The sequence below is a fragment of the Micromonospora sp. AKA38 genome, assembly GCF_027925725.1.
Lineage (GTDB): Bacteria > Actinomycetota > Actinomycetes > Mycobacteriales > Micromonosporaceae > Micromonospora.
The window spans coordinates 1,176,076-1,188,745 of the sequence record NZ_BNEI01000003.1; the positions used below are offsets into that span (position 1 = coordinate 1,176,076).

Below are 12,670 nucleotides of genomic sequence, written 5' to 3' on the forward strand. Positions count from 1 at the left end.
CGTTCAGTCCTCGTGGCGCTGCATGACCAGCGCGTCGGTATTGCTCGGTTGGTAGTAGCCGCGCCGCACGCCGATCGGCTCGAAGCCGTACGTGGCGTAGAGCCGCTGCGCGGGGGCGTTGTCGGCGGCGACCTCCAACAGCGTGCTGCGGATGCCGCGCCGGGCCGCCTCGGCGAGCAGCGCCTCCAGCAGCAGCCGGCCCACGCCCCGGCGTTGGGCGCCCCGGCGGACCGCGATGTTCTGCACCCACGCCTCGTCGGGCGGGGCCGCGGCCAACCCGGCGTAGCCGGCCACCGTGCCGTCGTCGTCGATGGCGACCAGGTAGAAGTGCCCGTTGGCGAGTTCGTTCCAGAACATGCCCGGGGACCACTGCTCGGCGCCGAACAGGTCCGCCTCGATGGGCAGCACCTCGTCGACGTGCCACCAGCGGAACCGGCTCAGCCTCATCGCAGGACCGGCTTGTGGCCGGTGGCCGCCACCGCGTCCGGGCGGCGCAGGTAGAGCGGGGTGAGCGCCTCACCCGGGGCACCCGCGCGGATCCGCTCAGCGGCGAGTCGGGCCAGCGCCAGCGGGTCCGGGTAGCGCGGCTCGGCCCGCACCGGCAGGCCGAGCACGTCCGCGTACCGCTGGGCGCCGTCGCCGACCGCGACGGTGACCGCCAGGTCGCGGGCTCGCTCGGCGACGACCGCCGGGGCGGCCACGTCCGGGCCGGCGACGCGCCGTCCGGCGCCGTCGTAGACGGCCCAGTAGACCTCGCGCCGCCGCGCGTCGCTCGCCGCCAGCGCCAGCTCACCCGCAGCGGCGGGGTGGCTTGCGGCGGTCGGCTGGCCGAGGCCGTCCAGCGAGCAGACGCCGTACGTGGGGACGCCGAGCACCTGGCCCATGGTGGCGGCGGTGACCAGCCCCACCCGCAGCCCGGTGAACGGGCCGGGGCCGAGCCCGGCGACGATCGCGCCCAGGTCGGCCGGGCGCCCGCCCACGTCGGCGAGCACCGCGTCGACCTGCGGCGCGAGCAGCTCGCCGTGGGCCCGGGCGTCGACCGTGCACCGGGACGCGCGCAGCACGACGCCGTCCGCCGAGACCTCGGCCAGCGCCGCGGTCACCGCGGGCGTCGAGGAGTCCACCACGAGTACGAGCACGGTAAGCCAGCCTAGCCCGTCCCCCGGCCTGGGCCGCCCACCGCATGCCGTCACGGACGGTAGCGTCCGGAGGGAACACCATGCGGTGAAGCGATATACCTAGGAGTCATAAATATGACACAGCGGTATATCGCTCCGCCGAGACATGCCACCCTGCCGGGATGACGGAGAGTCACCTGGCCCACCAGATCGCCCGCACGCTGCGGCACGAACGCGACCGGGCCGGGCTCACCCAGCAGGCACTGGCCGCCCGCGCCGGGCTGAGCCAGGCCGCCATCGCCCGGATCGAACGAGGCGACCGGCTACCCGGCCTGACCACCGTGGAGCGTCTCCTCGCCGCACTCGACCGGCAGCTACGGATCGAGGCCGAGCCGCTCGACAGCCACCTGGACGCGGCGCTCGACGAGCTGGCCGGCACCGACCCGGTCGAGCGGCTCGACCGCCTCGGGCTGGACCGCTTGGTCGACGCGCTCGGCGACCTCCCCCACGTGCTGGCCGGCAGCACGGCGGCCGTGGTGCAGGGCGCGCCGATACCGGTGGAGGCGGTCGAGATCGCCGTGCGGTGGCGGGACTCCCCCTCGTTCACCGCGTTCCTGGGGCGGGCGCTCGCACAGCGGTGGAACGCCCGCTGGGAGGAGTGGGGCGGCGTGCGCCACGAGCCCGAGGAGCCGGGCGAGCACCGCTGGCGGACCCGCCACGGCGAGCTGCGGGCCCGGATGGTCGAGGAACTGCCCGAGCCGATCGAGGTGCGGCTGGGTGGGCGCACCTACCCGGTCGAGCCGCTGGTCCAGGTGGAGGTGGCCGACCGGCGCGCGGCCGAGCTGCTGCGCCGGCACCGGCAACGCCTGGCGGCCGGCGCAGCAGGAGCGGCCGACGCAGCCGACCGCACCGGCGGGTCAGCCGGCTGAGCGTTCCCAGTCGACGGTGGGCAGACCGGCGTCGGCGAGCGCCTTGTTGGCCGCGCTGAACGGCCGGCTGCCCAGGAAGCCGCGCGGGTTCATCGGGCTCGGGTGCCCGGCCTCCAGCACCACGTGCCGCGAATTCGTGACCAGCGCCGCCTTCTTGCGCGCGTAGCCGCCCCACAGCAGGAAGACCACCCGCTGGTCGAGCGCGTCGAGCGCCCGGATGGTGGCGTCGGTGAACTCCTCCCAGCCCCGGTTGGCGTGCGAGCCGGGGGTGGCCTGGCGGACCGTGAGCACCGAGTTGAGCAGCAGCACACCCTGGGCGGCCCAGCCGTCGAGGTTGCCGCTGCGCGGCTTCGGCACGCCCACGTCCTCGCCCAGCTCCTTGAAGACGTTGCGCAGCGACGGCGGCACCGCCACGCCCTCCCGCACGCTGAAGCTCAACCCGTGCGCCTGCCCCGCCTTGTGGTAGGGGTCCTGCCCGAGGATGAGCACCCGGGTCTCCGCCGGCCCGCACAACCGGTAGGCGGAGAACAGGTCCGCCAGCGGGGGAAAGACCATGGCGGTCGCGTACTCCCGGGCGACGAAGTCGGCCAACGCCGCGGTGCGGGCCGGATCGAGGTGCGGGGTGAGCGCCTCCCGCCACGGCTCGGGCAGGAGCGCCAACAGATCGAGGGCGGGAACGTCGTCGGGCATCGGCAACCTTTCGCAGTCGTCCCCGGGACTCTAGGCACCGGGTACGACAGCGCTCAGTCGAGGGTCGCCAGCCGGGTCGCCCAGTCGCCGCCCACCGGTTCCAGCGTGACCACCCGCGTGTCGTCGTCCCGCCGGTCGATGCGGACCCGCAGGTGCGCGTCGACCAACTGCTCGACCATCCCCTCGCCCCACTCCACCACGGTCACCGCCTCGTCCACCGAGGCGTCCAGGTCGAGGTCGTCGATCTCGGCGCGCGGATCGGCGGACTCCCCCAACCGGTACGCGTCGGCGTGCACCAGCGTCACCCGGCCGCCCCGCGCCGGGTCCGGCCGGTGCACGCGGGCGATGACGAAGGTGGGCGACGTGATGTCGCCGCGTACGCCCAGGCCGGCGCCGACGCCCTGGGTCAGCGCGGTCTTGCCGGCCCCCAGCGGACCGCTGAGCAGCAGCAGGTCACCGGCGCGCAGCACCCCCGCCAGCCGCCGCCCGAACCCGTGGGTGTCGTCGAGGGTCCGCAGCTCCACCACCACAGTCACCCGGTCACCGACTCCAGGAACCGCTCCAACGCCGCGTTGACCTCGTCGGCGTGCTCCAGCATCACCACGTGCCCGCTGTCGTGGATCTTCACGAACTCGGCGTCCGGCAGCCGCCGGACGATCTCCTCCGAGTGCGTCACCGGCGTGATCATGTCCTTGTCCCCCACGATCACCAGCACCGGCGTGCCGGCCAGCGCGGCGAGCGCCGGGAACCGCGAGTGCGTGGCCAGCGTCCGCAGGTAACGGGTGACCGTGTCGGCCGAGGTACGGGAGTTCATCGTCTCCACGTACGACACCAGGGCGGGGCTGGGCTTCGGGGTGCCGAACCCGTACTTGCGGGTCAGCAGCCAGGCCACGTTCGAGGTCGACTTGCGGGCCTTGTCGATCACCGTGCCGCCGTACCGGGTGGCGTTGCTCATCATGTAGAGCACCGGCGCGCCCACGCGACCGAGCAGCGCCGGCGCCACCAGCTTCGTCTCCGCCGCCAGGCCACCGGAGGTGGCCATCAGCACGGTGCCGACCACCCGGTCGCCGAACAGCTCCGGGTACAGCTCGGCCAACGCCATGATCGTCATGCCGCCCATCGAGTGCCCGATCAGCACCAGCGGACCCTCCGGGACCACCTCGTCGAGCACCCGGCGCAGCGTGCGGCCCAGCGCGGTCAGGTCGTACTCACCGGTCTCCAGCCGCCCGGACCGGCCGTGTCCCGGCTGGTCGTACGCCACCACCCGGTAGTCGCCCCGCTCGGCGAGCAGCTTGCGCTGGAAGTGGAACGTGCCCATGTCCAGGCAGAAGCCGTGCACCAGCACCACGGTCGGGTGCCCGGCGACCGGCCGGGTCGGCTCGACCACCTCCACGTGGATGTCGGTGCCGTCCGGCATCTCCAGCCGGTACGCCTCGTCGTGGCGCTGCCGCCCGAAGACCTCGTGCGCGTACCGGTCGGTGGGGTCGTTCTTGAGCCGGCGGACCAGCACCCGCTCGCTGACCACGCCCGCCGCGAGCCCGGCGGCGGCCACCCCGACGGCGGCGCCGACCAGCCCGGCGACCTTCCCCGCGGCGCCTCGCGGACGCGGCACCCGCAGCCGCTGGCTCATGGCTTCTCGCCGTCATAGACGCGGGGCACCCGCACACCGCCGAACCGGGTGACGATCTCGTAGTTGATGGTGCCGACCGCCTCGGCCCAGTCGTCGGCGGTGGGCTCGCCGGCCGCGCCGCTGCCGAACAGCGTCACCACGTCGCCGGCGGCCACCTCGTCGTCACCGCAGTCGACCACGAACTGGTCCATGCACACCCGCCCCGAGATGGTCCGCCGCTCGCCGCCGAGCAGCACCGGACCGGTGTTCGAGGCGTGCCGGGGCACCCCGTCGGCGTAGCCGAGCGGCACCACGGCCAGGTTGCTCTCCGCCTCGGTGAGGTAGGTGTGGCCGTAGGAGACGCCGGTGCCGGCCGGCACCCGCTTGGTCAGCATCACCCGGGCCCGGGCGGTCATCGCCGGGCGCAGGCCGAACCGCTCGCCCGCGATCGGCGACAGACCGTAGACCGCGATGCCGGGACGGACCAGGTCGAAGTGGGTGTCCGGCCGGGTGAGCGTGGCCGCCGAGTTGGCCAGGTGCCGGTACCGGGGCCGCAGGCCGGCCCGCGTGACCATCTCCAGCCCTTCCCGGAAGACGGCGAGCTGGCGGTCGGTGGTGGGATGGCCGGGCGAGTCCGCGTACACGAAGTGGCTCCACACGCCGACCACCTCGACCAGGCCGTCGGCCTGGGCCTTCGCGGCGGCCTCCAGCAACGCCGGCCAGTCGGCGACGGTGGCCCCGCCCCGGGACAGCCCGGTGTCGATCTTCAGGTGCAGCCGGGCCGGGCGGTCCGCCCGGCGGCTCGCCTCGACCATCTCGTCGAGCTGGCTCAGGCTGGCGCAGCCCAGGTCGACCCCGACGGTGATCCCGTCGTGCAGCGGCAGGCCCGGATCGAGCAGCCAGGCCAGCACCGGCGCGGAGATCCCCTCCTGACGCAGCCGGAGCGCCTCGTCCAGGGTGCAGACGCCGAGCTGGTCCGCTCCGGCGTCGAGCGCCGCGCGGGCCACCGGCACCATGCCGTGCCCGTACCCGTCGGCCTTGACCACCGCCATCAGCTCGGCGCTGGTGCCGGCCTTGAGCCGGGCCACGTTCTCCCGGATCGCGTCGAGATCGACGCGCACCTCCGACTGCCACATGCCCCCAGCCTACTTCCGCCGGTGATCACCGTGGTCGGGAGCCGCGCGGCGGGCGCCCCCGCCCGGCCAGCGCCGGCACCCGGATCAGGACAGGCGGGCGAGGACCGGGCGCAGCGCGGCGGCCACGTCGGGCGCGGTCACCGGGCCGCCGCGGGCCGCCTCCCGGCCGGCCAGCCCGTGCAGGTACGCCGCGGCGGCGGCCGCCCGTTCGGGGGCCAGGCCGGCCGCGAGCAGCGAGCCGAGCAACCCGGCCAGCACGTCGCCGGTGCCGCCGGTGGCAAGCGCCGGGGTGCCGGTCGGGTTCACGTACGCCCGGCCGTCGGGCGTGCCGACGATCGTCCGGTCCCCCTTGAGCAGCACCACCGCGTTCATCCAGGCGGCCAGCCGCAGCGCCGCGGCGACCCGGTCCGCACCGGGCATCTCGCCACAGAGCCGGGCGTACTCCCGGTCGTGCGGGGTCACCACGATCGGGGCGTCCCGCCCGCGCAGCCGATCGGCGAGCTTGCCGTCCACCAGCAGCGTCAGCGCGTCGGCGTCCAGGACCACCGGCACCGACGTGGCCAGCACCGCGCGCAACTCGGCGGCGGACGCGTCACCGGTGCCGAGCCCGGAGCCGCAGACCCAGGCCTGCACCCGGCCGGCGTCGGCGACCCGGTCGGTGGCGATCACGGAGGGGTGCTGGTGCACCACCTCGGCCCGGGCCCCGCCGGCGTAGCGGACCAGGCCGGTGGGACCGGCCAGCGCGCCGCCGACCGAGAGCACCGCCGCACCCGGGTAGGTGGCGGAACCGGTCGCCACCCCGACCACCCCGCGGGAGTACTTCTCCGAGGCGGCGCCCAGCGCCGGCCACCAGGCGGCCACGTCGGACCACTCGGTCACCCCCAGCGCCGGGGACCCGCGCAGCCACGGGGTGAGCCCGATGTCGACCAGGTCGACCTGCCCGGCCAGCGCGGCGGCCGGGCCGACCACCAGAGCCGGCTTGAGCGCGCCGAACGCCACCGTCACGTCGGCGCGCACCGCGCGCGGCCGGCCGGCGTCGGTCAGCGGGACGTGGCCGGTGTCGACCGCGACGCCGCTCGGCACGTCCACCGCGACCACGGTGGCCCGCGTGCCGTCCCGACCCCGGCGCTCGGTCAGGCTCGCGGCGAGCTGGTCGGCGGTCTCCCGCAGCCCACCGGCGCCGCCGATGCCCACGATGCCGTCGAGCACCAGGTCGACACCGGCGGGTGGCCGGTCGACCACCTGACCACCGGCGGCGCGCAGCGCGGCCAGGCCGTCGGCGTGGGCGCGCTCCGGGGTGAGCAGCAGGGCGGCGACCGCCGCGCCCCGGCGGGCCAGGCGCGCCCCCGCGAAGAGCGTGTCGCCGCCGTTGTCACCGGAACCGACGAGCAGCAGCACCCGGGCGCCGTAGACGCCGCCCCGGTCGGCCAGCAGCAGCGCGCAACGGCGGGCCAGCCCGGCCGCCGCCCGCTGCATCAGCGCGCCGGACGGGAGGGTCGCCATCAGCCCCGCCTCCGCCGCGCGAACATCCGCGACCCGCCACACCGGTCTCATGCCGTCCCGCCCCGTCCGTTCCCGTCGGCTGCGATCACGGCCTCACCCTACCGGCGGCGCGAGGGCCGGGCGGGGCGCCGGGACAGCCCTGTGGACAACCGGGGCCGTTGTCCACAGGGTCGGCGCGGAGGGCTCCCGCCGGCCTAGCGTCCCCGCTGTCCGGGTCCGGCCGATGGGCTCGGCGGGGTGGGGAGGTCGTCGTGGTCGAGGAGCCGTTCAGCGTCGATCCGGAGCTGCTGCGCGCGGTGGCCCGGGAGCTGACCGACGACGCGCACCGGCTGGCGTACGGGCCGGGCGGGGTGCCGGGGCCGGTGCCGCCGCCACCGGACGGCTGGCGGGCCGACGCGGCGCTCGACGAGCTGGACGCCGCGCTGCGCCGCTGGTCCGGCGCGCTCGCGGCCCGGGTGGCCACCACCGCCGAGGCGCTGCGCGGCGGCGCGGACGGCTACGAGGCGGTGGACGACCGGGCCGCCCGCCGCCTCACGCGGAGCGCCGCCGGCCTCCCCGTCCGCCCGGCTCCGGCGGGCGCCGCTCCGGACGGCGCCCGGTGACCGGCGGCGAGACGCGACGCCGCCCGCGCCCGGCAGGTGCCGCCCAGGGCCCGCGCCCGGCGGGCGCCACCCAGGGCCCGCGCCCGGCGGGCGCCACCCGGGGCTCGGGGCCGGCCGGCACCCGCCCGCACCGGGCGGGAGCCACCCACGACCGAGGAACTCCAGCACCCCGCCGGGCAGCCACCGCACGAGATCGCCGGTCCGGCTCGGGTCCGGTCGGCTACGCGCAGCTCTGGCGCGCCGAGCCGGGCGCCTGGCTCGCCACCGGGGCGGCCTGGCGTGGGCTCGCCGGCCCGGTGCGTCACCGGGCCACCGGGCTGGCCGCCCGAGCCGACGCGCTCCGGCCCGGCTGGTCCGGCGCGGCCTCGACGGCCGCGCAACGGCGCCTCGGTGAGCTGCGCACCTCGTTGATCGAGGTGCTGCCCGCGCTGGTCGAGGTCGACCAGACGCTCGCCGAGTTCGCCAGCCGGGTGGGCGCGGCGAAGGCCCGCCTCGACGCCGAGGTGGTCCGCGCCGAGAGCGGCGGCCTGCGGGTGGACCGCTCCGGCGCGGTCCGGCCGGATCCCGCCCGGCCCGTCACCCGGACCGGCCCCGCCGTGGTGCGGGCGCAGGCCGGGATCCGGGACGCGCTCGCGCTGGCCGGCGCGGCGGACCGGGAGGCGGCCGACCGGCTGGCGGAGATCGCCACCGCGGCGGTGACCGGCTGGGTCAGCGTGCCGCCCGCCTGGCGACCGGGGCCCGGCGCCGGTCCGGCCGAGGTGAGCCGCTGGTGGGCCGGCCTGAGCCCGGCCGAGCGGCGGTGGCTGGTCGGGCACGAGCCGGGTCGGGTCGGCCACCTCGACGGCGTGCCGGTGACCGCCCGCGACCAGGCCAACCGGCTGCTGCTGGCCGACCGGCGGGAGGAGTTGCTCGCGCGCCGCCTCGCGCTGCGGCGACCGCTGCCGGCCGGCCCGGCGGAGGTGGCCCGGCGGGCCCGGCTGGCCGGGGTCGAGACGGCGCTGCGCGGCCTGGACGGGCTGGCCGAGCGGCTGGCCACGTCGGGGGCGCCGCGGGCGTACCTGCTGGGGCTCGACCCCGCCGGGGACGGTCGGGCGGTGGTGGCGCTCGGCAACCCGGACCGGGCCGGTGCGGTGCTGACCTACGTCCCCGGGATGACCGCCGACCTCGCGGACGCCCCGGCCGAGTTGGGCCGGGCCGCCCGGGTGCTCAGGCGGTGCGCGGCGATCGGGCCGGGCGAGGAGGCGGCGGCGGTCCTCTGGCTGGACTACGACGCGCCGGACTTCCTCCCCGAGGCGTCCGGCACCCGGCCGGCGGAGGCCGCCGGCCCGGCGCTGCACCGGTTCCAGGAAGGGCTGCGGGCCACCCACGACGGGCCACCGGCCCGGCAGACCGTGCTCGGGCACAGCTACGGCTCGCTTGTCGTCGGCACCGCCGCCCGCGACCACGGGCTGGGCGCCGACGCGCTGGTCTTCGTCGGCTCACCCGGCGTCGGCGTCGACCACGCGGCCGAGCTGCGGATGCCGGCCGGCCAGGTCTGGGCGTCGACCGCGCCCGACGACGTGATCCGGCTGGCCCACCCGCCGGACGAGCTGGCCCGTCGCGCCGTGCTGGCCGGTACGCCGCTCGGCCTGGTGCTGGCCGCACACGACCGGCACAGCGAGCGGCTCTGGTTCGGCGCCGATCCGAGCGCGCCGGGCTTCGGCGGCCGGCGCTTCCCGAGCGGACGGCACGGCCACACCGGCTACTGGGACGCCGACAATCCGGCCCTGGACGGGATGGCCCGGATCGTGCTGGGCCAATGAGCGGACGCCAGGCGGGAAGACGCCACGGCCCCTCCGGTGTGGGCGGAGGGGCCGTGGCGGAGGCGGGTCGGCTACTCGACCGTGACCGACTTGGCCAGGTTCCGCGGCTGGTCGACGTCGTGCCCGCGGGCGGCGGCGATCTCCGCGGCGAGCACCTGGAGCGGCACGGTGGTCACCAGCGGTGCCAGCAGCGTCGGCGTACGCGGCACGTAGATCAGGTGGTCGGCGTAGCGGACCACCGCCTGGTCGCCCTCCTCCGCGATCACGATGGTGCGGGCGCCCCGGGCACGCACCTCCTGGATGTTGGAGACGACCTTGTCGTGCAGCATGCCCCGGCCGACCGGCGACGGCACGATGCAGATCACCGGCGTGCCCTTGTCGATCAGCGCGATCGGGCCGTGCTTCAGCTCACCGGCGGCGAAGCCCTCGGCGTGCATGTACGCCAGTTCCTTGAGCTTCAGCGCGCCCTCCAGCGCCACCGGGTAACCCACGTGCCGGCCGATGAACAGCACGGTCGGCTCGGACTTCAACTCACGGGCCAGCTCGCGCACCGGCTCGATCCGGTCGAGCAGCTCACGCAGCTTGCCCGGCATCTCCTGGAGCTGGGCCACCACCGCGCCCACCTCGTCGGCGAACTTGATGCCCCGCACCTGCGCCAGGTGCAGGCCGATCAGGTAGCAGGCCACGACCTGGGTGAGGAACGCCTTGGTGGAGGCGACCGCGATCTCCGGGCCGCCGTGGGTGTAGAGCACCGCGTCCGACTCGCGCGGGATGGTCGAGCCGTTGGTGTTGCAGACGGCCAGCACCCGGGCCTTCTGCTCCTTGGCGTGACGCAGCGCCATCAGCGTGTCCATGGTCTCGCCGGACTGCGAGATCACCACGATCAGCGTGGACCGGTCCAGCACCGGGTCGCGGTACCGGAACTCACTGGCCAGCTCCACCTCGCAGGGGATCCGGGTCCAGTGCTCGATGGCGTACTTGGCGACCAGACCGGCGTGGTACGCGGTGCCGCAGGCGACGATGAAGATCTTGTCCACGTCGCGCAGGTCCTGCTCGCTGAGGCGGACCTCGTCGAGGGCGATCTCGCCGCTCTCGGTGAGCCGGCCGAGCAGCGTGTCGGCGATGGCCTGCGGCTGCTCCTCGATCTCCTTGAGCATGAACCAGTCATAGCCACCCTTCTCGGCGGCCGACGAGTCCCAGTCGATGTGGAAGTCCTTGCCGGCCGCGGGCTGGCCGGCGAAGTCGGTGATCTCGATGCTCTCCGGCGTGATCAGGACGATCTGGTCCTGGCCCAGCTCGACCGCGTCCCGGGTGTGCTCGATGAACGCGGCCACGTCGCTGGCCAGGTAGTTCTCGCCGTCGCCGCGACCCACCACCAGGGGCGAGTTGCGCCGGGCGCCGACCACCGCGCCGGGGATGGCGGCATCCACGGCGAGCAGCGTGAACGCGCCTTCGAGGCGCTCGCAGACCACCCGCATGGCGGCGGCGAGCAACTGCGGGGTGTCGGTCTCACCGGCCGCGCGCAGGTCGGCCAACGCGCGGGCGATCAGGTGCGCCGCGCACTCGGTGTCGGTGTCGCTGGCGAACTCGACGCCCTCGTCCTCCAGCTCGGTGCGCAGCTTCGCGAAGTTCTCGATGATGCCGTTGTGGATCACCGCGACCCGCCCGTCCGGGGAGACGTGCGGGTGCGCGTTGCGGTCGGTCGGCCCGCCGTGCGTGGCCCACCGGGTGTGGCCGATGCCGGTGGTGCCGTCGCCGATGCCGATCGGGCTGGCGGCGCAGTCCTCGGGGTTGTCGGCGGCCCGCTCGGAGAGCACCTTCTCCAGGTTGGCCAGCTTGCCGGCCTTCTTCTCGGTCAGCAGCTCGTCGTCGCAGACGACGGCGACGCCGGCCGAGTCGTAGCCGCGGTATTCCAGCCGCCGCAGTCCGTCGAGCACGATGCCGAGCGCCGGGCGCGCACCGGCGTAACCCACGATTCCACACATGGTCCGCAGCCTAGCCGAGTTTCGCTCATCGCGCGTGCGCGGAAGGCGGCTCAACGATCACTGAGCTTGAGCGAACCGGTCAGCGGAGGCCGCCAACCGGACAAACCGCCACGGTACGTGAGTGATCCACTCCCCGACGTGCCACGATCTCGCGTGCCGGCCGGGGCGGGCCGCGTGGATGGCCGCCGCGCCCTACATTGAGGGGCCCGGGCGGCAGCCCCGGTCCACCCCTCCGCGGTCGTCCGCGCCGTACCCCTGTGAGCTGAGCCGATGTCCGAGACGACCCCCAGTCCCGAGCCGACCCCCGCTCCGGTCGACCCGACCGCGACGCCGGGCGCCGGGGAGCCCGCCACCTGGACGCCACCGGACGCGCTCGCCGCTCCGCAACCCTGGGCCCCGCCCTCGCCGTGGTCGCCGCCGGCGTGGGACCCGAACCCGTGGGCGCCGCCCGCCTCCGCCGCGCCGCCCCACCCCGGCAGCGGGCACGAGTCACCGCCCGACGGCCCGGCCGCCGCACCACCAGGCGGTCCCGCTCCGGGCCACCCGGGCGGTCCACACCACCCGGGCGACCCGCACGGTCCGCACCATCCGCACGGTCCGCACCACCCGGGTGAGCCGGGGGCGCCGGACCAGCCGTCGACCGCGTACCCGCCGGGGCCCTACCCACCGGCCGCCTACCCGCCCGGGTCGTACCCGGCGGCGGGCTACCCGCCGGCCGCGTACCCGCCCGGGCCCTATCCGCCGCCGTACGCGTACCCCGGTGGGGCGCCGCGCCGGTCGAACGCGGGCTGGGCGATCGGACTGGTGATCACCCTGGTCGTCGCGCTGGTGCTGGCCGTCTGCGGCTGCGTCGGCCTGGGCGTGCTCGGCGGTCTCACCGACGGCAGCAGCAACGCCGGCGAGCCCTACGAGCGGCCGTTCATCGACGGGCCGACGGAGCCCGACGGGTTCACCGACGAGCCGACCCCGGCGCCGGCCGTCCCGGTCACCACGCCCTCCGGCGGGCCCGGCCGGTTCACCGTCGTCTACGAGGTGACCGGGGCCGACCAGGTGTACGTGCAGTTCTACGACGCGGACGCCAACTTCCTCCAGCTCGACGACGTGGACGCGCCGTGGCGGCTGCGGTTCACCGCGAACGACCGCGAGCGGGTGCAGGTGATCGCGACCCCGGCCGAGTCCGGTGAGGTGAGCTGCCGGATCAGCATCAACGGCAAGGTCGTCTCGCGGAACTCGGGAGAATACGACGCGACCTGCTTCGGGTGGTGAGGGTCCGGCGGCGGGCCGTAGGCTGGCCGC

General features: G+C 75.8%; 12 protein-coding genes. 4 read left to right on the forward strand and 8 right to left on the reverse strand.

Going from position 1 to position 12,670, the window contains the following annotated elements:
* Window positions 1-3: 3 nt before the first annotated feature.
* Window positions 4-447: a ribosomal protein S18-alanine N-acetyltransferase gene (gene rimI / locus TPA0908_RS13945; protein WP_281938025.1), complete on the reverse strand. Its 444-nt coding sequence runs from the start codon at window positions 445-447 to the stop codon at window positions 4-6.
* Window positions 444-1,139, reverse strand: a complete 696-nt coding sequence (gene tsaB, locus TPA0908_RS13950; RefSeq protein ID WP_281938027.1) for a tRNA (adenosine(37)-N6)-threonylcarbamoyltransferase complex dimerization subunit type 1 TsaB — start codon at window positions 1,137-1,139, stop codon at window positions 444-446. The genes rimI and tsaB overlap by 4 nt, the downstream gene beginning before the upstream one ends.
* 161 nt (window positions 1,140-1,300) lie before the next feature.
* On the opposite strand from tsaB, the gene TPA0908_RS13955 reads away from it, so the two are divergent.
* Complete coding sequence (locus tag TPA0908_RS13955; RefSeq protein WP_281938028.1) at window positions 1,301-2,047, forward strand: helix-turn-helix domain-containing protein; 747 nt, start codon at window positions 1,301-1,303, stop codon at window positions 2,045-2,047.
* Here the strand turns inward: TPA0908_RS13955 and ung are convergent.
* The 5 genes from ung to TPA0908_RS13980 all read right to left on the reverse strand — a co-directional run bounded on the left by ung (window position 2,036) and on the right by TPA0908_RS13980 (window position 7,036).
* Window positions 2,036-2,737 (reverse strand): uracil-DNA glycosylase, encoded by a 702-nt coding sequence (ung, locus tag TPA0908_RS13960; protein WP_281938030.1) that lies wholly within the window; start codon window positions 2,735-2,737, stop codon window positions 2,036-2,038. The two genes, TPA0908_RS13955 and ung, sit on opposite strands and share 12 nt — an antisense overlap.
* A 53-nt stretch (window positions 2,738-2,790) precedes the next feature.
* On the reverse strand, window positions 2,791-3,273 hold the full coding sequence (gene tsaE / locus TPA0908_RS13965) for a tRNA (adenosine(37)-N6)-threonylcarbamoyltransferase complex ATPase subunit type 1 TsaE (protein WP_281938031.1): 483 nt from the start codon (window positions 3,271-3,273) through the stop codon (window positions 2,791-2,793).
* Entirely contained in the window at window positions 3,270-4,367 is a 1,098-nt protein-coding gene (locus TPA0908_RS13970; RefSeq protein WP_281938032.1) for an alpha/beta fold hydrolase, read from the reverse strand. Before TPA0908_RS13970 ends, tsaE begins: the two co-directional genes overlap by 4 nt.
* Window positions 4,364-5,482, reverse strand: a complete 1,119-nt coding sequence (gene alr, locus TPA0908_RS13975; protein WP_281938033.1) for an alanine racemase — start codon at window positions 5,480-5,482, stop codon at window positions 4,364-4,366. The genes TPA0908_RS13970 and alr overlap by 4 nt, the downstream gene beginning before the upstream one ends.
* Window positions 5,483-5,566: 84 nt before the next feature.
* A complete protein-coding gene (locus TPA0908_RS13980) occupies window positions 5,567-7,036 on the reverse strand; it encodes an NAD(P)H-hydrate dehydratase (protein WP_281938034.1) in 1,470 nt (489 codons plus the stop codon).
* A 200-nt stretch (window positions 7,037-7,236) separates the two neighbouring features.
* Here TPA0908_RS13980 and TPA0908_RS13985 point away from each other — a divergent pair, with 200 nt between their 5' ends.
* Together TPA0908_RS13985 and TPA0908_RS13990 are read left to right on the forward strand one after the other, a co-directional pair.
* Window positions 7,237-7,587, forward strand: coding sequence for a hypothetical protein (locus tag TPA0908_RS13985; RefSeq protein WP_281938035.1), 351 nt, complete (start codon window positions 7,237-7,239; stop codon window positions 7,585-7,587).
* On the forward strand, window positions 7,584-9,389 hold the full coding sequence (locus tag TPA0908_RS13990; protein WP_281938036.1) for an alpha/beta hydrolase: 1,806 nt from the start codon (window positions 7,584-7,586) through the stop codon (window positions 9,387-9,389). Before TPA0908_RS13985 ends, TPA0908_RS13990 begins: the two co-directional genes overlap by 4 nt.
* Window positions 9,390-9,460: 71 nt before the next feature.
* Here the strand turns inward: TPA0908_RS13990 and glmS are convergent, their stop codons facing one another.
* Complete coding sequence (gene glmS / locus TPA0908_RS13995; RefSeq protein WP_281938037.1) at window positions 9,461-11,374, reverse strand: glutamine--fructose-6-phosphate transaminase (isomerizing); 1,914 nt, start codon at window positions 11,372-11,374, stop codon at window positions 9,461-9,463.
* A 270-nt stretch (window positions 11,375-11,644) separates the two neighbouring features.
* Between glmS and TPA0908_RS14000 the strand changes: the two genes are divergently transcribed.
* Window positions 11,645-12,640: an MmpS family transport accessory protein gene (locus tag TPA0908_RS14000; protein WP_281938038.1), complete on the forward strand. Its 996-nt coding sequence runs from the start codon at window positions 11,645-11,647 to the stop codon at window positions 12,638-12,640.
* Window positions 12,641-12,670 lie beyond the last annotated feature (30 nt).